Origin of the sequence: Rheinheimera sp. NSM (assembly GCF_052380015.1) — a bacterium.
Taxonomy (GTDB): Bacteria; Pseudomonadota; Gammaproteobacteria; order Enterobacterales; family Alteromonadaceae; genus Alishewanella.
Genome location: NZ_JBQTCI010000004.1, coordinates 426451 through 445689 on the forward strand (window position 1 = coordinate 426451; position 19239 = coordinate 445689).

General features: G+C 51.5%; 20 protein-coding genes. 5 read left to right on the forward strand and 15 right to left on the reverse strand.

Annotated features, from left to right (window positions below; genetic code table 11):
• Positions 1 to 216: 216 nt before the first annotated feature.
• From ACTZWV_RS14180 to ACTZWV_RS14195, 4 genes are all read right to left on the reverse strand, one after another.
• Entirely contained in the window at positions 217 to 3096 is a 2880-nt protein-coding gene (locus tag ACTZWV_RS14180; RefSeq protein ID WP_444787176.1) for an insulinase family protein, read from the reverse strand.
• Positions 3097 to 3259: 163 nt separating this feature from the next.
• Complete coding sequence (locus ACTZWV_RS14185; RefSeq protein WP_444787177.1) at positions 3260 to 4930, reverse strand: hypothetical protein; 1671 nt, start codon at positions 4928 to 4930, stop codon at positions 3260 to 3262.
• A 141-nt stretch (positions 4931 to 5071) separates the two neighbouring features.
• Positions 5072 to 5962, reverse strand: coding sequence for a ZIP family metal transporter (locus ACTZWV_RS14190; RefSeq protein ID WP_444787178.1), 891 nt, complete (start codon positions 5960 to 5962; stop codon positions 5072 to 5074).
• Complete coding sequence (locus ACTZWV_RS14195; RefSeq protein ID WP_444787179.1) at positions 5959 to 6567, reverse strand: superoxide dismutase; 609 nt, start codon at positions 6565 to 6567, stop codon at positions 5959 to 5961. Before ACTZWV_RS14195 ends, ACTZWV_RS14190 begins: the two co-directional genes overlap by 4 nt.
• A 96-nt stretch (positions 6568 to 6663) precedes the next feature.
• Between ACTZWV_RS14195 and ACTZWV_RS14200 the strand changes: the two genes are divergently transcribed.
• Together ACTZWV_RS14200 and ACTZWV_RS14205 are read left to right on the forward strand one after the other, a co-directional pair.
• A complete protein-coding gene (locus ACTZWV_RS14200) occupies positions 6664 to 7125 on the forward strand; it encodes a hypothetical protein (RefSeq protein ID WP_444787180.1) in 462 nt (153 codons plus the stop codon).
• Positions 7126 to 7156: 31 nt separating this feature from the next.
• Positions 7157 to 7525, forward strand: a complete 369-nt coding sequence (locus tag ACTZWV_RS14205) for a hypothetical protein (RefSeq protein WP_444787181.1) — start codon at positions 7157 to 7159, stop codon at positions 7523 to 7525.
• 34 nt (positions 7526 to 7559) lie between these two features.
• Here the strand turns inward: ACTZWV_RS14205 and bfr (ACTZWV_RS14210) are convergent, their stop codons facing one another.
• Together bfr (ACTZWV_RS14210) and bfr (ACTZWV_RS14215) are read right to left on the reverse strand one after the other, a co-directional pair.
• Complete coding sequence (bfr, locus tag ACTZWV_RS14210; RefSeq protein WP_444787182.1) at positions 7560 to 8027, reverse strand: bacterioferritin; 468 nt, start codon at positions 8025 to 8027, stop codon at positions 7560 to 7562.
• Positions 8028 to 8501, reverse strand: coding sequence for a bacterioferritin (gene bfr / locus ACTZWV_RS14215; RefSeq protein ID WP_305556103.1), 474 nt, complete (start codon positions 8499 to 8501; stop codon positions 8028 to 8030). It abuts the gene before it with no gap.
• A 259-nt stretch (positions 8502 to 8760) separates the two neighbouring features.
• On the opposite strand from bfr (ACTZWV_RS14215), the gene ACTZWV_RS14220 reads away from it, so the two are divergent.
• Positions 8761 to 10263, forward strand: a complete 1503-nt coding sequence (locus tag ACTZWV_RS14220) for a S10 family peptidase (RefSeq protein ID WP_444787183.1) — start codon at positions 8761 to 8763, stop codon at positions 10261 to 10263.
• A 91-nt stretch (positions 10264 to 10354) separates the two neighbouring features.
• Here the strand turns inward: ACTZWV_RS14220 and ACTZWV_RS14225 are convergent, their stop codons facing one another.
• Positions 10355 to 10744 carry a RidA family protein gene (locus ACTZWV_RS14225; RefSeq protein ID WP_444787184.1) on the reverse strand — a complete coding sequence of 130 codons (390 nt, stop codon included), beginning with the start codon at positions 10742 to 10744 and terminating at the stop codon, positions 10355 to 10357.
• Positions 10745 to 10935: 191 nt separating this feature from the next.
• On the opposite strand from ACTZWV_RS14225, the gene ACTZWV_RS14230 reads away from it, so the two are divergent.
• On the forward strand, positions 10936 to 11532 hold the full coding sequence (locus ACTZWV_RS14230; protein WP_444787185.1) for a TetR/AcrR family transcriptional regulator: 597 nt from the start codon (positions 10936 to 10938) through the stop codon (positions 11530 to 11532).
• Between the two features lie 25 nt (positions 11533 to 11557).
• Here the strand turns inward: ACTZWV_RS14230 and ACTZWV_RS14235 are convergent, their stop codons facing one another.
• Entirely contained in the window at positions 11558 to 11857 is a 300-nt protein-coding gene (locus tag ACTZWV_RS14235; RefSeq protein ID WP_444787186.1) for a hypothetical protein, read from the reverse strand.
• Positions 11854 to 12624, reverse strand: coding sequence for a hypothetical protein (locus tag ACTZWV_RS14240; RefSeq protein ID WP_444787187.1), 771 nt, complete (start codon positions 12622 to 12624; stop codon positions 11854 to 11856). The genes ACTZWV_RS14235 and ACTZWV_RS14240 overlap by 4 nt, the downstream gene beginning before the upstream one ends.
• A gap of 230 nt (positions 12625 to 12854) precedes the next feature.
• Between ACTZWV_RS14240 and ACTZWV_RS14245 the strand changes: the two genes are divergently transcribed.
• Entirely contained in the window at positions 12855 to 13487 is a 633-nt protein-coding gene (locus tag ACTZWV_RS14245; RefSeq protein WP_444787188.1) for a hypothetical protein, read from the forward strand.
• Positions 13488 to 13490: 3 nt separating this feature from the next.
• On the opposite strand, the gene ACTZWV_RS14250 is transcribed toward ACTZWV_RS14245, so the two are convergent.
• From ACTZWV_RS14250 to ACTZWV_RS14275, 6 genes are all read right to left on the reverse strand, one after another.
• Entirely contained in the window at positions 13491 to 13901 is a 411-nt protein-coding gene (locus ACTZWV_RS14250) for an ExbD/TolR family protein (RefSeq protein WP_444787189.1), read from the reverse strand.
• A complete protein-coding gene (locus ACTZWV_RS14255) occupies positions 13902 to 14630 on the reverse strand; it encodes a MotA/TolQ/ExbB proton channel family protein (protein WP_444787190.1) in 729 nt (242 codons plus the stop codon).
• Positions 14630 to 15340 (reverse strand): energy transducer TonB, encoded by a 711-nt coding sequence (locus ACTZWV_RS14260; RefSeq protein ID WP_444787191.1) that lies wholly within the window; start codon positions 15338 to 15340, stop codon positions 14630 to 14632. The genes ACTZWV_RS14255 and ACTZWV_RS14260 overlap by 1 nt, the downstream gene beginning before the upstream one ends.
• 68 nt (positions 15341 to 15408) lie before the next feature.
• Positions 15409 to 17715, reverse strand: a complete 2307-nt coding sequence (locus tag ACTZWV_RS14265) for a TonB-dependent hemoglobin/transferrin/lactoferrin family receptor (protein ID WP_444787192.1) — start codon at positions 17713 to 17715, stop codon at positions 15409 to 15411.
• A gap of 22 nt (positions 17716 to 17737) precedes the next feature.
• Entirely contained in the window at positions 17738 to 18376 is a 639-nt protein-coding gene (locus ACTZWV_RS14270) for a hypothetical protein (RefSeq protein ID WP_444787193.1), read from the reverse strand.
• Between the two features lie 30 nt (positions 18377 to 18406).
• Positions 18407 to 19216 (reverse strand): DUF4198 domain-containing protein, encoded by an 810-nt coding sequence (locus ACTZWV_RS14275; protein ID WP_444787194.1) that lies wholly within the window; start codon positions 19214 to 19216, stop codon positions 18407 to 18409.
• Between the last annotated feature and the right edge of the window lie 23 nt (positions 19217 to 19239).

Below are 19239 nucleotides of genomic sequence, written 5' to 3' on the forward strand. Positions count from 1 at the left end.
ACCCAATAGTGAGATAAATGTGAATGTCGCAGCTGGTTTAACCACCTGCCTTATTCGTTATAAAGCGGCAGCCAGCGGTTTAAACTGCTGTTTAAAGTGATTACTCAAATTATTTTTCTGTTTGCCAATACTATCTTGCTGCCGGAATACATGACGCCCTGCAGACAAATAAATAAAAAACGCAGCCGAAGCTGCGTTTTTCTGTATCAGCGCCGGCTACTGCTTTGTCATCAACTGATGAAAGGCGGCAATGTCGGTCACTTTTTTCTGGCCGGGTAAATCGGCAAACGGCTGATCGCGGAATTTAGTGCCGCGCATCTGCACCGAAACCCGCGGTGCTTTGGCGTTTAACATGGTTTCGCGGTAAAAGGCTTTAACATCTGCCAGGGTTACCTGCTCTACTGCAGCGATTAACTGCTGCTTACTGTCAAAGCTGAATTTCTCGCGGTACCAGTCAGTAATTAACGGCCCCACTTCATCCTGCAGGTTCTTTGGTGGCTCTTTTAACGTGACCAGGCTGCTGGCTTTTAACTGCGCAAACGCCTCTTCGCTCAAACCATCCAGCTCTTTGGCATACTGCTGCTTAAACAAGTCAAATCTGGCCTGAATAGCCGCGACACCTTTTACCGGGGTCTGAATATACATGGCAAAGCCGACATAATCTTCCAACTGCATGGCAGTACCGCCTACGGCGTACGCCAGTTGCTCTTCGGTGCGCAGTTTATCAAAGGCAACATTGCTGAAGTGGCTTTTCAGCACCGTCGCACGTGCCAGCTGGGCATAAGATGGCTCGGGATGCACATGCACATCCACCAGGGCAACGTCGGCCACATCGATATCTTTTTGCAGTACCAGAGTCTCGCCCACAGCCGGTTGCCAATAGGCGGTGCGGCTGTATGGCAGCTCAGTGCGCTGTGCCGGTAAGGCTTGTTTTACCGTGGTTACTACTTGCTCTACCGCCGCTTTGTCGTAGTTACCAAAGGCAAAAATACGCAGTTGGTTTTGCGCCAGTGTAGTGGCAATAAAGGCCTGCAGCTCATCTGCAGCTAACGCATTTGCGGTTGCTATTAATTGCTCTGTTTCATAATTACCGTTACGAACCAGGCTGTTGTAAGCATTAAACGCCTGATAAAACGGGAACTGTTTAGCCTGGTTTTGCAAACCACGCACATAGCGATCTTTGGCCTGAGCAAAGCTTTGCGCGTCGCTGTTCAGCGTTAAACCGGCCAGCGCCTGTTGTAATAGCTGTGGTTGTTTGTCAGTAAAACCGGCCACCGTCAGCGCCATACCACTGCCGGCTGTCAGGCGTAACTGCATACCGGCAATATCGGCCTCAGTGGCCAGGGCACTTTGCTGCAGGTTGTATAAGTCGTGCCACAGTGCCAGCAATACTTTGGCTTTAATGTCTTGCAGCGGCGCCTTAGTGTTAAAGAAAATTTCCAACACACCACGCGGCTGATCGGCAAACTGTTGGCTGGGGTACAACCAGGCACTGATACCATCTTGCTGCAGCACTAATTCCGGCTTTTGCTGAGCCTGTGGCGCTTTAACGGCAAAGTTTTCCGGCAGTAAGCGGTTTACCGCCGGTAAATTCAGCGCCAGCTGCGGGCTTTGTTGCCAGCTTTGCTGCTCTTCCGCGCTGATATCGGCAATTTTGTATTTGCCATCATAAAAATGCAGGCTGCTGTTATGCGGCTCCTGCTTGCTGATATACCACACCCGTAAACGCTGCGGCGTTAACTGCGCCAGCACATCACGGATCGCATCAGCGTCAAAACGCTGGTAGTAAAACGGCGCATTAACAGCATTGCGCGCCGGCACCTTTTGCATTGCATCGGCCAGGTTGGACACATAACCAAACTCATCGCCTTTTTCTAAAAAGCGGAATTGGTTGTTCAGGCTGGTTTGAATTTCGCTGAAGTATTTGCTGTCCACGCCCCGGCGTTTCACCAGTTCGATGTACTGCATAATGGTGGCTACTATGCCTTCACGTGCTTGCATACCGGCATCGGTTAGCTCAACATCAATACTTAACGAGCCGTAGTTGCCGTATAAGTCCGGCGTGGCACTGGCGTTAAGTTTAGAAATCAATCCCATGGCTTTTAACTGCTCTGCCGGGGTACCGGGCATCTCTGAACCCAGCAGGTAGCTGATAAATTCGTTTGGTTTAACCGCGAAGCGGTCGCTGTTATTGCTGATGGTAAAGTCCAACCGCAGCTGTTTAACATCCTGGTTCGGTACATAGTGAATGCGCTTGGCGCCCAATTGGCTAAAGTCTAACTGCGCCGTAACGGCCGGCTTCGCAATGTTTTTATTTTCAATGCTGCTGAAATGCTTCGCTGCCAGTTGCTCCATATCCTGCAACGGCAAATTACTCAGCAGCGCCACTTTCATAATATTGGCCGAATAGTATTTTTGGTAGAACGCCACGGTTTCCGGGTGCAACTTGCTGTCGTCTTTATCGCCAAGGGTTTCCAGGTTGCCAATTAAAAAACGGTTCGCCGGATGGCTGCCCATCATACCGCGCGATAAATTGTATTGGCCGAAAAAGTCCATCTCACGGCGCATTGACCACTCTGCATTTACCGCATTTTTTTCTTTATCGGTATATTCCGGATATAACTTGGGCGCTTTGAAAAAATCGGAAAAACGGTCCAGCGCTTCGTCATAGGCGGCATTGTTCACTTTGAACATATAGTTGGTAATATCAAGCCAGGTGTAGGCATTTTGCGCACCGCCATTGGCGGTCATAAACTCGCTATAGCCCTTGGTATCCGGGTAACGTTCGGTGCCCAGAAACAGCATGTGTTCTAAATAATGCGCCATACCCTGCTGGCTCATCGGGTCTTGCAATAAGCCCACACCAACACTTAAGGCCGCAGCAGATTTCTCTGCCGTGGGATCAGACACCAGCAGCACTTCCAGTTTATTCGGCAGCAGCAGCGTTTTATAAGCGCGGTTGTCATTCGGGCTTACCAACACCTGGCCCTGCAGCTGTTGCTGCGCCGCTTGTGCATCGGCAGATAAGCTACGTTCACCGGCACAACCGGTCAACACGGCCAGCGCTACTGCGCTGATCACGAATAGTTTTTTCATCTTAATACCTGTGTATAAACAAAAGGTGAGTGTCTGTTTGCTTTAATGTAATGAATTGGCCGACAGGCTACCAGCAAAGGCTGAAACGGGATTGTAATAAAATGTGTCGGCAGTCTGAGGATTAGTCAGACTGCCTTAGTTACTGAGTAAAATTATGCTGAAACTAGTTGCAGGCTACCCAAGACTGGCCGTTATCAGTACTGCAGGTTTTGCTGTAGGTGCCATCGGCCTGATAAACCAATTTTTCCCACGGCTGATCGGAATATTTATCCACCTGGACACGGTTAGTTGTGCGATCGTCGGTAGATCTTTTATGCCAGCTACTAACATCAAGCAATACCGTATCGTCGAACTCATAACCGCTATTGTTCAGGTGCGTAGTTAAATCTGCCAGATTTAATGTAGCAGCTTTAGCCTGCAGGTCATACCATTGCACAAAGGTTTGATACTCAGCTGTATCTGCCGCGATAACAAATCTGGTGTGATAACCAACCGCGTTTTCAGCATAATCGACGCTGTAATATTTGTAAGGGCCATTACTAAAGCTAGTATTTACACATTGTGCCACAGAGGCAGCAGTAGCCGAACTGCCATCGTTTGACAGGCCATAGCTGATGCCATTTACTATTACTGATACGGCTTCGCTGTTAGTGCAGCTATATTCCGCATCATCACCACCGTAGCTGTATATATCTTTGGTTTGGCTCAGTACACCGTCACCCCAGGTGGTTTTAGTATTTTCACGCAGGTAAATTTCCCGCACCACTTCCGTAAGCTCGTTATTCATCTTTACCAGCTCGGTACTGTAGCCTGTATCAAATGACAACATAGTGTCGCGATACCACGCCTGTGGGTAGGCATTATTGTTATCTATGTCGCTGCCCTGATAAAACTGGCTGCGGATATAGTTTGCGGTAGGGTGCTGTTGCTTCAATTGCTGCTTGTAGGCATAACTGGCTTTTAAGCCTTTAACGATGCTTTGTGCCAACTGGTAACTTGCCTCATCGTCAGCGGCAATAAAGTCTGCAAAGATTTTATCTGCGGCGATATTATACTTACCTACCGTAGTCAGGATGATGTCTTTAATCTCATTACTGATTTGCACACCCAGTTCAACGTTATCTTTCAGAGCAGCGCACGACAAATGCTGCTGACCGCTGTTGGATAACTGCCCTTGCACCTGCTGCCATAACACCGACGTTAACGGCGAGATATGCAACAATGCCGCTTCATCTAACGGCTGAAACTGCGCCGGCCGCGCCATTTGATACGCTGCTGTTACTTCACCGCTGTCTTCATCTATCGCACCTACCGGTACATCAACATACAAGGTGGCATAAGGTACGCAGGCGCGCTGCTCTTCGGTTAATTCCAATGCATAGTCACCAGCCGCAATTGATACTGTAGAAGGCTCATCTTCATCCTGTAAGCCATTACCGTTAATATCCAGCCATACCGTGGCACCGCTAACATAGCCATCAATAACCTTGCCATTCAACAACGACGTTGCCACAGGCAGCAGTTCAAAGCCGGCAGTTACCGTACAAGCAGCGCTGATTGACGCGGTAGTAAAAGTAGCGCCATTTAATGTTCCGCCGCAGCCGGTCACTGACGCTATAGCATAACCATCATTAGCGTTAACCGTAAAGCTGGTACTTTGACCGGCAGTAACAGCACGATCGCCGGGCGAAATAGTACCGCCGGCACCCGCTGTGGCCGTTACAGTAAAACTTACCGGTGCCGTCTCAGAGCTACTGCCACCACCGCAAGCTGCCATACCACAGGCCGCTGATAATACCGCCGCCACTTGTAACATCTTGTACTTAACTTCCATGCTAACTCCATCAACTTATGTAAATAATGTAAAATTCAACGCGAAATACTCTGGTTAAACAATAAAATAAGCAAGAGTTTTATTTATTCAACGTGAATTAATTACATAAAAGCTGTGAATGATAGCAATGTCTTATATTCGTCACGTCAGGGCTGTATCCAATAACATCATCAAAACAAAGCCCAACATTAAACCATTAGTAGCAGCCAGTTCGTGGCCCTGGCGATGTGACTCCGGGATCATTTCATGGCTTATGACAAACAACATAGCACCGGCGGCCAATGCCAGGCCCCAGGGCAGCAACAAGCTGGACTCGCCCAGCACCGCCGCACCAATAATCGCCATTACCGGCTCGGTTAAACCAGACAACACCGCTATACCCACTGCCAGTGCGCGGCTATACCCCACCGCCAACAAGGCCATGGCTACTACCAGGCCCTCGGGAATGTCCTGCACAGCTATGCCGGTAGCCAGAGCCGTAGCAGCGGCAGTGTCACCGCCGGCAAAAGAAGCGCCGATGGCCAGGCCTTCGGGAATATTATGCAGCGCTATGGCAAAGACAAATAACCAGCTGCGGCGCAAGGTTTGGCCGCGCAGCCTATCTTCGTCTTTAATAAAATGCTGATGCGGCACCAGCCGTTCCAGCAGTAGCATAAAGGCACCGCCAAGTAGAATAGCTAACGCCACACTGCCGGAGCTGCGCCATGGCGAAGCGCCGCTGTCAGTTAACAAAGCCAGCGCCGGTACGATCAGCGAAAACATACAAGCTGCCAGCATTACCCCGGCACCAAAGCCCAGCATCAGATCCAGCAGCTTTTGTGATAACCGGCGCATAAACAAGGCCGGCACAGCACCGGCAGCCGTTGCTGTGGCCGCCACCATACCGGCATAAAAGGCATAGCGCACATTGGCTTGCTGCTGCATCAACATTACCAGTTGTTGCAAGCCATAGCCGGTCCCCAACAACACTATAGCCGCCCCCGACAGCTTGCGGCCACTGCGCCAGGGCGACTGCAACAACGATAACTTCATGCCTGCTCCGAATACCACTGTGCTACCTGTGGCCAGTTAATTACGTTGAAAAAGGCCGCGACATAGTCCGGCCGCTTGTTCTGGTACTGTAAATAATACGCATGCTCCCACACATCCAATCCCAGTATCGGTGTTAAGCCGTCCATCAGAGGGCTGTCCTGATTCGCACTGCTACTCACCGCTAACTGTCCTTGCGGGTCTGTTACCAGCCAGGCCCAGCCGCTGCCGAACCGGCTTAGTGCCGCCTGAATAAACTGCTGTTTAAACTCAGCGAAGCTGCCAAAGCGCTGTTGTATTGCCTGCGCCAATTGCCCGGCCGGCTCGCCGCCGCCGTCCGGTGCCATCACCTGCCAAAACAGACTATGGTTAGCGTGGCCACCCCCATGGTTACGTACTGCTTGCTGTAACGCTTGCGGCAGGCTGTGTATTTCGCGCAGCAAACGCGGCAAAGACCAGTCAGTATAGGTGCTGCCTTGCAGCGCTGCATTTAAGCCGTTGACATAAGCTTGATGATGCCGGCTGTGGTGAATTTGCATGGTTAACGCATCAAGGTGCGGTTCCAGCGCCGTATAGGCATAGGGTAAATCCGGCAAAGTAAATGGCATGCTGCACTCCAATTTATTTAATGATAACCATTATCATTTGCATTTAAGCGAAAAACAAGCCATATTTTTAACCGAACTTCCGACAAGGTGAGTGATATGGATGCAATAGAACACTGGAAACACATTATCCGCCAGGCAAACAGCGCCTTTGCCCATGACCATTACGCCCTGGCCGCCGACTTGTATCAACAAGCCACACTGTTGTTGGCACAAAGCTGGCCACAACATGAAGCCTTGCTGGCCGTCCCGGCCTTAGCGCCTAACCAGGACGGCACCGCCTTGCTGATTATCTGTTTATCAATCAGCGTGCAAAATCTGGCAGAAACTTATGCCAGGCAACAGCGCTGGCGCCGCTGCCTCAGCACCTTAAACCGCGCCTTACACCAGGTAATACAGCTGCAGCAACAAATACCGCCGGCGCATCCGGCCAATATCGCCCTGCTGCGGGAAAGCTGCAACCTGCGCCGCGAGCTGTACCGCTTTAGTCAGTTGGCTGCGCCGACGGCGCCTTGCGCTGTATTGGCACATACGCTGCCAGCATCACGCGCCTTGCATTAACTGCTGAACATTGAAACCGGAGGTGAACTTTATGCTGATCGATACCGCGCTGTGGCAGGATTTCAGCCGTCTGAGCCGGCTGTTAAAGCAAAGTGATGTGCAACCAGGCGACTACTACCGGCTGGTGTCTGATTATTGCGGCTGCTGTTGCCGGCTGGCCACGCAGTTGGCATTGCAACGTAACAGCCTGTTGCAGGAGTGGTGTTTGCGTTATGCCCTGTTTACTCTGGCCGACGCGGCGGTAGATGCCAGCCATAGCGACGAACAAAAACACCTTTGTTTGGATATGCTGTATATGCCGCTGATAGCCCTTACCAGACTGTACCGCTGTCAACCAGAGGGCCAGGCAGAGCTGGCGGCACTGCATGCAAAACTAAAACATTGTTTTGCATGCCATTAACCACAGTAATTAGATTTGCGATTGCAGGTAGCAGTTACATCTGCGATTGCAGATAGTTGGGCAGGCCCAGCAGTTTAATCAGGTTAAGCTGTTGCTCCAGCCAGTGGGCGTGGTCTACCTCGGTATCATCCAATAACTGCTGCAGCATAGCGCGGGTAACATAGTCCCGCTCTTGCTCACACAGTGCCATGGTTTGCTTTAACAGCTTTTGCACCGTGTATTCCACATTTAAGTCGTTTTGCAGCATGGCCGGTACATCTTTGCCAACGTGAATAGCATCACGCTTGCTCATATCCGGCACACCTTCTAAGAAGATAATGCGTTCAATCAGTTTCGACGCATGGCCTTTTTCATCATCAAACTCGTGGTCGATACGCTCAAACAGCTTATGCAAACCCCAATCGTGGTACATGCGAGAGTGAATAAAATACTGATCCATTGCCGCCAGCTCATTGGCCAGCAGTACGTTCAGTGCGTCAATAATCTTGCTGTTGCCTTTCATTTACTCGCCTCCCAGCTGCGCCTGCAGGTAATTCGCCAGCCCCATAATACCAATTTGATGCTGCTGCGTTTCCAGCCAGTCCAGGTGCTCTTCTTCGTATTCCAGTATTTCGGTCAGCATATCGCGGCTGACATAATCCTGCTCAGCTTCGCACAACGCTATGGTAGCGCGCAGCAACGGCAATTGCTCAAGCTGAAAATCCATATCGCACTGCAGCATTTCTTCGCTGTCTTCACCAATACGTAATTTGCCCAGTGCCTGTAAATTCGGCAGACCTTCGAGCATTAAGATGCGCTCAATCAGCTCATCGGCCTGCTTCATATCTTTAATCGACTTTTTATAGCAGGCGTCGTTCAGGGCTTTTAAGCCGCGATTCTTATAAATGCGGGCATGCAAAAAATATTGATTAATCGAAGTTAATTCGGCTGTCAGCACTTCGTTCAGTTTTGACAGCACCTGTGGATTACCTTTCATTGCGCTAACCTTGTTTATCTAAGCAGAAAATATGTTGACAAGTGTAGAGCAAAAAGCCTCCATAAGCAAAATTATGTTTAATTTCAACAACATACTACTGATAACAATTCGCGTTATTAACTTGTTTCGCTTCCCGCTTTCGCCACAGTACATGGCAGCGTTTTTTCGTCGGCTGGTCTCAAGTGCTTTGAATTGTGGGCGCTTTTACGTTAAACAGAACAGGCAGAAATTATAATAACCAGCAAAATCCGAGGATCCTATGCAACGATTCAAACCTTTTGCCCTGCTGTTGTTGCTGTGCAGCACAGTGGTGCTGGCCAGCGAGCGGCAGATAGAAATTGACAGCACTGTGGTAAGCGAGCATAAAACTGAAGTTAACGGTAAACGCTTCAGCTATACCGCCACCACCGGCACTCAGCCCGTGTGGGATGAAGACGGTATGCCTGCTGCCACGCTGTTTTATACCTATTATCAGCGCAGCGATATTAAAGATCGTAGCAAACGCCCGCTGCTGATCTCCTTTAACGGCGGCCCGGGCTCAGCCTCGGTATGGATGCATGTCGCCTACACCGGGCCAAAATCGTTGGTAATTGACGACGAAGGCTACCCGGTACAGCCATACGGTGTAAAAACCAACCCCTATTCCGTGCTCGACGTGGCCGACATTGTGTTTGTTAACCCGGTAAATACCGGCTACTCGCGCGTGTTGCCGGGCAAAGACGGTAAAATGCCGTCAAAAGAGCAGCAACAAAAAATGTTCTTTGGTGTAAATGCCGATGTGAAATACCTGGCCGAATGGGTCAATACCTTTGTAACCCGTAATGAGCGCTGGCAGTCACCGAAGTTTTTAATCGGTGAAAGCTACGGCACCACCCGGGTGTCCGGCCTGGCGCTGGCACTGCAAAACCAACAGTGGATGTACTTAAACGGCGTGGTGCTGGTATCACCTACCGACTTAGGCATAGAACGCGCCGGCCCGGTAAAAGCCGCTAACCGTCTGCCATACTTTGCCGCCACTGCCTGGTATCATAAAAAGCTCAGCAACGAGCTGCAGCAACAAGACTTATATGACATTCTGCCGCTGGTAGAAGAGTTCACCTTAAATCAGTACTTGCCGGCGCTGGCCAAAGGCAATGCGATAAGTGCGGAAGAAAAACAGCGCGTAGCGCAACAGGTGGCCACTTATGCCGGCCTGTCAGTTGAGGCCGTGCTGCAAAATAACCTGGATATCCCCACCAACTATTTTTGGAAAGAACTGCTGCGTGACCGCGGCCAAACGGTTGGCCGGCTGGACTCACGCTACTTAGGCATTGATAAACGTGATGCCGGTGACAAGCCGGATTATAACGCTGAGCTGACATCCTGGCTGCACTCGTTTACCCCGGCCATTAACTACTACCTGCGTAACGAGCTGAATTACAAAACCGACATTAAATACAATATGTTTGGCCCGGTACATCCGTGGGACAGAAGTGACGACAGCACCGGCGAAAACCTGCGCCAGGCAATGGCACAAAACCCCTATCTTAAAGTAATGACACAGTCTGGCTACTTTGATGGCGCCACCAACTACTTCGACGGCAAATACAATATGTGGCAGTTAGACCCGGGCGGTAAAATGAAACATCGCCTGAGCTTTAAAGGCTACCGCAGCGGTCACATGATGTACCTGCGCCGTGAAGATCTGAAAAAATCCAACGACGACCTGCGCGAGTTTATCCTCGGCGCCTTACCGGCCGAAGGTGTTGCGGCCAAATACTGATAGCGTAATAAAACAGTTTTGTATCACAAAAGCCCCTGCACTGCAGGGGCTTTTCATTTCAGCGCTGAGCCGGTGGTGCTACGGTATGCCGCTACGGAATACGCGCAATAACCTTGATTTCAAAATCAAACCCCGCCAACCAGGTAACACCAACCGCAGTCCAGTTTGGATAAGGCTGAGCAGGAAACACTTTTTGTTTTAGCTGCATAATGGTATCAAACTGGTTTTGCGGGTCGGTGTGAAAGGTCGTGACATCCACAATGTCATCCAATGTACAACCGGCAGCTGCCAATGTAGCCTGCAGGTTGTCAAATGCCAGCTCAACCTGGCGGGTAAAATCCGGTTCCGGGCTGCCATCTGCACGGCTGCCAACCTGACCGGAAACAAACAGCAGATCACCGGAGCGGATAGCTGCAGAGTAGCCGTGCTCTTCATACAGTGCATGCCGGTTGGCCGGGAAAATAGCTTCGCGCTTGGACATAGTTTTCACCTCAGGTTAGATAATTACGCCAGACAGCTACAACAATGCACTGCGGCTCTTCACAAGCGGCTGTTGTTTCTGGTATACGATACACAGAGAAAAACACATATACGCCGCGTATATAAATTACAATTATACGCGACGTATGTCAAATTAATATACGAACCGTATGTGACATTGAGGATAAACCATTGAACCGACGCGCTGTAACAATGGCGGATAACCGTGCCAAGCTAATCTCCGCGGCGAGAAAAGCCTTTGCCGAAAAAGGCTACGCCGCCGCATCTATGGATGAGCTAACGGCAGAAGCAGGTTTAACCAGGGGTGCGCTGTACCACAATTTCGGCGACAAACGCGGGTTGCTGGCTGCGGTGGTCGATCAAATAGATTCTGATATGGCACAGCGCGCCCAACAGATTGGCGCGCAGGAAAAAGACGACTGGCAAGCGCTACTGGCCGAAGGCGCTGCCTATATCCGCATGGCACTGGAGCCCGAAGTGCAGCGCATTGTATTACTGGATGGCCCGGCAGTACTGGGTGACCCGTCACAATGGCCCAGCCAAAGTAGTTGCCTGCAGGCCACCAGACAGAAGCTGGAGCAGCTGATGGCACAAGGTGTATTAAAAACGGTGGATGCCGAAGCCGCTGCCAGGCTGCTCAGTGGTGCGGCACTGAATGCCGCGCTATGGATTGCTGCCAGTGCCACGCCGGCAGAGGTTACAGCCAAGGCCGTTGAGGCGTTCCGGATGTTAGCATCCGGCCTGCTGAAAGCCCCTGCCGGCCATTAGTTCCGCGCTTGTTGTTGCTATTGGATTAGGCGAAATGCTGCCACAGATAAGCCAACAAGGTGCCGACGGCAATAACACCAACCACTCCAAACAGCGGCAGCCAGGAGCGTGTATGGCCATCCGCTTGCTTTGCACCAATCAAGTGGTATGAAACCGTGCCAAGCACTGCAGTTACCACAACAAAGCCGGCAATAGCAGCATACAAAGATCCGGTCTGCCACCAGATCACCGCAGCAGAAATTAAGCCGGCATACAGAAAAATCTCAAAAGACAGGTCCGCCAGAAAACGACGCACCCCCATTACAAAGCGAGAGGTTCCACTCATTTACAGATGCCCTTTAAATTTATATTTTCTGGCTTAGCACAAAACTCTTTAATTGGTAGTGGCGCAGGCTCAACTTGTGACAGGGTCATTATTTCTGACATCCCCAACTCTAAGCCGTGCACCAGTTCCAGCTCTTGGGGTGTTACAGAATTATCCGCCAACTTGTTATATCCCGGTGGCAAACCATCGGGTCTACCGGTTAAAACTGATTGAATAACTGCATCGAGCGATTTGTGCCCCTCAGCGATAGCCTTTATACCTGCTCCGTAAGACGCTATGCCAAAATTAGTAATTGCCACAGCAACTTTGGCACTGCCCGGCAGATTTTTATTGCCTAACTTTCCACCCGTACTGGCATAGTTGGTAAATTTTCCGCCCAAAAGACGACCGGCAATATCGGCTTTACGGTATTTAAAATTATAACGAACAATGTCTGAAAGTATCGGCGTTTTACCACCCGTTACTTTACCGGTAATTTCATCACGCAATGGCTGAGTAATTTTCCAGAGTTCATTAGCTCTGATGCTTGCAGCACCTTTGTGTCCGTGCCCCCACATTCCCATTTGCATCTGTAGCTGAAATATTCCAATCCACCATGTAATGGGATGGTTGTACCCACCTTTAATAAACCTACGCCAGGCTGCTTCGTTACTACCGGCAAAATTCGCAAGGAAACGATCTTTCTCTGTTTGTTCAACTTTCTGCAAAGATTCAACAAAGTGTTGGATATCCTGTTTTTCGGATGCGTTTAAGCTAAGTGCAGACATAAATTCCTTTTTTCGATCACATAGAGACATTTAATTGAGCCGAATATTAAACATTTTGATAATTAATTGGAACAAATATAAGTCTGAAAGCGAAAGCCAGCTTTCTGTCGATTCCACAGAAGGCCTTGAACAGGAGCTTGCTGCCCGAGACGATGTTGTTATGCAGCCTCCGGCTTGGCAAATTGCCAGCCTGGCTATACTGTATTTACCTGCTTATCCCGGGCATCTGTGTGAAACCATCTGTGCTTGCTTTGCTATTACTGGCCTGTAGTTGTGCTTTGGCGCAACCGGTGCGTATTGGTATGCCGCTGGGTGACTCCGCGTTGCGGCAAAAGCTGCAACTGCAGCTAACTGCGGTTTATACCGCCCTGGGTTATCAGCCGCAGTTTATTGCCCTGCCGTCGCAACGGCGCTTCCGGCTGCTAAAAGACGGGTTGATTGATGCCGATTTATTCCGCATTTGCCAGCTGGATGAAACACACCCGGAGCTGCTTGTGGTGCCGGTCCCTTTGGATACCTTACGGCTGAATGCTTACAGCCTGTCGGCAGATAAGCTGGTTAACTGGCGACAGCGCAGCGATTTGCTGATAAGCCATATTCGTGGTTTTAAGATGGCAGAGCAGCAGGAATTTGCCGGAGTAAGGGTACTGGTTAACAGTGACGAACAAGCTTTTGGCCTGATGTTGCAAGGCCGGGTAGAAATAGTGCTGGAAGACGGCCGCACCGCAGAGCGGTTTTTAACACAGCAGCCTGAATTGGCCGGTATTGCCATGCTGCAGGTGGCTGATTTTGATGTCTGCCATATCCTTAACCACAATTGGCAGTCGCTGTTACCAGCGCTGACGCGGCAACTGCGACAGTAAGCATTAATGTATCGGCTCAGTGACAAACCCCAATTGCGTAATACCCAACTGCTGCGCCAGCGCCATAACATTAAGTACATGCCGGTACTCCACCGCTTTATCGGCCATCAGCTGCAACGGTAGTTGTTGTGGTAACTCTGCTACTTGTATCAGCTTTTGTTGCAGTTGTGCTGCCGTTACCGCTTCGCTGTTCCACTGCACTGTGCCATCGCGCAATACGCTGATGGCGATGCTGTCGGGCTGTATCGTAGTGGGCTCTGCTCTGGCTTGCGGCAACTCCACCAGCACTGATTGGGTTAATACCGGCATAGTGATCATAAAAATAATCAACAATACCAGCATTACATCCACCAGCGGCGTCATATTAATCTCACTGATGATTTCATCATCCTGCGAATCAGCAGAAAAAGCCATTTACGCACTCTCCTGCTTAGCGTTTAACACGCTGACATTGGCTTTAGGCGCTGCACCGGTTAGAAAGTACGCATGTAACTGATGGGCAAAACGGTTAAGCCGCGTAATTACGCCTTTATTGGCCCGCTGCAACGCGTTATAACCCAGCACGGCCGGTATCGCTACCGCCAGGCCTACTGCCGTCATAATCAGTGCTTCACCTACCGGGCCTGCTACCTTATCAATACCGGCCTGGCCGGATACGCCTATGCTAACCAGGGCATGATAAATACCCCACACAGTGCCAAACAAACCGATAAAGGGCGCGGTTGAGCCCACCGACGCCAACACCGGCAGGCCACGCTGCAGCTGCTGCACATTGTCGTCAATGGCGTTACGCAAACAAGCGCTTAACCAGTCGTTTAAACTAAGCTGGCCGTGTAAATCGGCTTTATGCAGCCGGTGGTGATCTACTGCCGCCTGACCTTCTTCCGCCAACATACGATACGGGCTGGTACTGTTGCCGGGTTGCAATAACTGCAGGCCTTCGGCAAAACTTTGCGCATGCCAGAAATCGCGTGAGGCAGTATTGGCCGGGCGCAGGCGCCACAGCATCAGGCTACGCCAGATAATCACGCTCCAGCTGGCCACTGACATTAACAGCAGCAAGATTGCCACACCTTTAATTACCCAATCGCCCTGCGCCCACAGCGCCGCCAGGCCATAGGGGTTATTTGTAAGTTGCGTCATTAGTTAACTCCTTCGGTTAAGGAAAATTCCACCCGCTGGCGGTAGCGGTGATCTATTGCTTCGCCGCCACGCTGTGCCGGTTGATAACGCCAGTGCTGCACCGCCAACAACGCCGCCTGGTCTAATCTGGCGTAACCGCTGCTTTGCTGCACGGTTACGTCGGCCACCTTGCCGCTGGCCAGCACAGTAAGCTGCAGCACAACCGTACCCTGCTCACGTAATTTGCGTGATAAGCGCGGATAGTGCGGTGGTGCGTTATAGTGCGCCGTGGCATTTAACACCGGTGCCGATACCGGCACGGCGCTGGCAGCGGCACTGTCTTTTGCTGCGGCGCCCGGGGCTGCAGCGCCGGGCGGTTGAGGTGCCGGTTCAGCTTGAATAACACGCTCATGCTGGCGTGTGGTTGGCTCTGCCGGCAAAATCGTTTTGGTTACCGCACTATCAGGCTCAGCTGACTTAACGCTGACTGGTTTAACCGCAGTTGGCGTTGGCGGCGGCCGGTCTGGTTCCGGCTCTGCTGGCGTTGGCTGTGATGGCGCTGGCTTAGCTGGCGACTGCGCTGCCGCGACTGCGGCTTTTGACGCCGGCTGCTGTACAAACACCCCGGTTAACAGCGGCGGCGTTAGGGTTACAACACTGCTGTTGCCTGCCGTCAGATACCACAGCAACGGTAATAAATGTGCTGTTAAAACACTGCCCAGCGTAAGCAAAAAGCCCCCTGCTTTAACAGCAGGGGGAAGGCTGTGCGCCAGCGGTTGCATAGCGGCGGGAGAGAACATTAAAAGCTGTAGCTGATAGCCAGTTTGGCGTAGCGGCCGGGTTCGCTGTAACGTTGCAAACCTTCACCGCCGGGCAGTACACCGCCACGCACCCCGCTGCCTACCCAGTTGGTGACGAAACGCACGCGTTGCCATTGATAGTATTCTTCGTCAAACAGGTTGTAGATGCCGGCACTTAAGCGCCACTGCGGGCTGATATCATAGTTGGCCATTAAGTCCACTACAGTGTAACTGTCGGTCAGATACGGATAGGTTGCCGCATCACTGCCATCGGCGTTATAAGCATCTTTGGCTTTTTTCGCCGCACTATGGCTAACATTCGCCGTCAAGTCCCAATTGGCGCCATCATAACGCAGGCCCAATACGGCAGAGGCCGGGTTAACACTACGCAGCGGCTCGCCAGCGGCGGTTTCACCTTCGTTATATGATACCGCCAAACGCGAGCTGACAGCACGGCTGATGCGCCAACCGGCTTCCAGTTCTATCCCCTTTACGTCGGCTTCGCCGGTATTGGCCATAGTGGTATATTGATTACCCTGAGATTCCGTACAAACGCCGCGAAAGCAGCTCTCGTATACTGTGTCCGGGTTTTGCAGCAGCACCACAGTATCTATCATGTCGCTGTACTGATCGTTGAATACCGACACTGCTAGCAACAAGCTGTCGGTTTGGTAGCGATAGCCTGCTTCCAGATTCAGGCTGCGCTCGGCTTTTAAATCGGGGTTGGCTATGCTACCCAGTAAGCCTTCTACCAATAAACCTGAGGCTTTTTCTGTACGGCTGACCAGAGATGTCGGCGCATACATTTCTGCCACTGTCGGCGCCCGAAAACCACGGCCGGCTTGTAACCACAGCTGCTGCGTAGTGGCCAGCTGATAAGTCAGATTGCTTTGCCAGGTAAAGGACGAAAAATCAACATCGGCAACAGTTTGCGTATTGTCGCTGAACTGTTCATCTAACTGCGGGCGGTATTTTAATGAGTCAAAACGTCCGCCCAGGCTTAATGTCCAGCGCGGGGCCAGCTTAATAACGTCGCGGGCATACAAGCTTATTGCCGTTACGTCAGTTTGTGGCACCTGGTCCGGGTCGATCACCGGTGGGCTGGCCAGCTCGCCGGTTTGGCCGATATAACGCCGGTCTATCGCAGAGTATTCCACACTGCGCTGCTCAACTGAGCCGCCATACAGCCATTGCTGCTGCACGCTGTCACCAAACAGTTCTTTATCCAGCGCTACAGCCAGTTTTAATTGCTGTTGCTTAAAGTCACGGTCTTCACTGCGCAGGCAAGGCGATACTTCGCCATTGGTTGCGCCGCTGCAGCCGGTGGTCAGCATGGTGGTAACACCATTAGTGTAATTGGACTGGTAATCCAGGGTGGCATTTACGCTGTCAGCAAAAGCTTTCGCGGCCAGCCACTCATACTGCAGGCCAAAGCGCTTGCGCTCAATTTCATCATCGCCATGGCGTGACAGGTATACGTTGTCTAACCGCGACTGATTGTCCAACTCACTGCTTTGGTTAAAGTATTCACCAATCCAGCCCAGCCGTTGGCTGTCACTAAGCTGGTACTGCAGTTTGGCCAGCACATTGTTGCTGCGGTAATCCAGCGGATCTGCGATAGTGCGGCCGGCGCCACTGATATTTTCGCCGGAGCGGGCGGTGTTGTTTTCACTGCCATCACGGCGCGTATACACCAGTAAAGATTCCAGCTTGCCGCTGCGGTTCGCCACTGTCGTACTGAACGAGGTTTCATCATTTAAACCGCTGAAGCCGGCTTTTAACCCCAGATGGTTGTCGTCGCCCTGTGGTGCAAGATAGTCAGCCGGATCTTTGGTGACGAACAATACGGCACCGGCCAAAGCACCGCTACCGGCAGCAATAGCATCAGCACCTTTGATAATTTCTACCTGCTTTAACGCATCAATATCCACGCCGCCGCGGGCAGAGCGGAAAAACTCATAGGCGACAAAGGTAGGCGGGTCCAGAGTTTCCCCCAGCGATAAACCGTCGACGGTAATGGCAACCCGGTCGCCATCCAGGCCACGGATATTAAAGCCGTTACTGCCAAAACGGCCCATATCAGTGGTGGTGACGCCAGGTACAAAGCGCACCACATCAGCAATATTTTGTGCCTGTTGCTGTTGCAACTCAGTGGCATTAAGCTGTTGCGCTTGCTTACTATTGGCCTGCGTTTGTACCGCCTGCGCGGTTACCGATACGGTATCCAGCTCCGGAGTTGCGGTTTCTGCCAACAGCGGTAAGGCGATGGCATGACTGATAGCCAGCGCCAATAAGGTGTACTGCATAGTAATACTCTCCTTTGGCGTTTTATTTAGTGACCGCAATATGATCAATGACGGTACGGGCAATCTGCTGGTCCAGCCGGGTAGCAAACTCCAGCACATATTCGTCATAGCTCAGTACGCCGTTGCGGTTGCTGTCAACGCCGGCAAACTGGGCGGCGCGGCCTTGCTCATATTCCGCCCGGCTAACCACGCCATCGTTATTGCTGTCGTACATCGCCAGCATGCCGGCAACGGAATGAGTCGTTGGCATTTGCAGCAGGCGTTCACGCCGCAGTTGCTGAGTTTGCCCCTGTTGTTGCCGGGCTTGCTCTGTGCGGATCTGCTCTGTCCTGGTTTGCTCAGAGCGGGTGTCTTCACCACGCGGCGCCGGTTTAGGGTCGGCGGCGGATAACACGCCGTCTTTATTGGTGTCCATGCGGCTGAAAGCGCTGTCACCGGAGCGGTCAAACTCAGCACGGCTGATATAACCGTCTTCATCTTTATCCAGCGCATTAAAACGCACATGGGTTTGGCGTAAATGGCCGGCGCGCTCGGCGGCCAGTTGCTGTTGCTGAGCTTCGTCTAAACGCGGTTTGTCTGCGGCTACAGAGCTGCTGCAGGCGCTAAGGTAAGCACTGCTCAGGGCCAAAAACAACGTGGTATATAAATGCTGTTTATTCATCAGTAAAACTCCTGCGGTAACGGGTGAGCGCTATTGGGTAACTTCCAGCACAACGCTGTAGCTGTAACTGTATTGCGGTACTTTGGCACCGGCCGGTGCGTCGGCACGGTAGCGGCTTAGCAGCAAATAAGTACCGGCTTTTTCCGGCACAAAGCTGATAATACCGGCGGCATCGGTAGTGAGCTGATGCGTTACTTTTTCGTCGTTAGCGCCGGCTTCAACAAAATAGGCATTCACCGGCTGCTGTGGCAGCGGCTTGCCGTTAAACAGCACGCGTGCCCGCAGGGTGCTGTCGCTGTACAGATCATTCGGGTGACTGAGAAACTCCAGTTCCAGTGCTTCGCCGCCGGGTTTTAACGCCTTATGGTTTGGTGCACCTTTGCTAACGTAGGTTTCGGCACGAGTTACCGCCTGAAAGTGCGCAATAGATTTTGCCCCGGCCGGTAACACAAAGTTTTCATCGCGGCTGTTTTTGCGCTCACCGTTTTGCTCATAAGTATGAAAGGTCGCGCCGTAACGCAGGCCGGTGCTAAAACGGTAAGTGCCGTCGTCGGTTAACTGATGCTCTGCTGTGGTACGGGTGTGGCTGTATTGCAGCAGAGTTGGCGTAACCGCTGTGCCGGCCGGTGTCAGCACACTGAAACGGCTGTTATCAAATGCCACTTCGGGGATGAAAAAACGGTCGGCAAAGGCGGCATCCAGGCTTACCCAACCACCACGGATAGGTTCAAAACTGGCAGGCTGCAAATACGGCACATGGGCTTCTGCCGCAAAATGGGCGGCAAAGCTGCCCCCCAGCATAACAGCAACTAACATGGCACGGTTAAGCGGCAACGACATAACGGCTCCTTAATGATAATAGT